General features: G+C 70.5%; 1 protein-coding gene. It reads right to left on the minus strand.

All coding sequences use genetic code 11. The features are described 5' to 3' along the window. Window positions 1-519, minus strand: a 519-nt coding sequence (locus FXF52_RS41265; protein WP_148805081.1) for an ISL3 family transposase, incomplete at both ends; no start/stop codon positions are given.

Raw genomic sequence — 519 nt, forward strand, 5'->3', positions numbered from 1 at the left:
TAGGTGGCCGAGCCGTCGCGGCACACGACCTCGACGCCGGGATGCTCACGCAGCCACGCTTCCAGCGTGGCGGCGGTGCGGTCGGGCAGTACCTCGATCCGTTCATGGGTCTCGGCGTCGATCACCACCGTGGCATAGCGGTGCCGCCGGCACAGAGCAAAATCGTCAACGCCGATCACACGAGGCGTCCGCCCGGTGGGCAACGGGATGCGCAGCAGGGCGCGCAGGGCCGTGTGACGGGACAGGCCCATGGCGAGTATCGCCAGCAAACGCGACCCTGCCCGGCCCGCTAACTCCTTGACCACGGCTTTGACCTGCCTGTTCAGACGGGCCGTGCGGCGCTGGTATCGCTCCAGCACCCCGGGAACCTGTTCGCGGAAGGTGTGGCGGCAGCCGCGCGTGGGGCACACCAGACGCCGCACCCGCACACGGACCACCACCCGGCGCCCATCGACCGGAACGTCGGCCACCGTCCGCCAGTGATAGCCGTGCACCCGTCCCGACGAGGCCCCGCACACC

The organism is Micromonospora sp. MP36, assembly GCF_008119785.1.
GTDB lineage: Bacteria > Actinomycetota > Actinomycetes > Mycobacteriales > Micromonosporaceae > Micromonospora.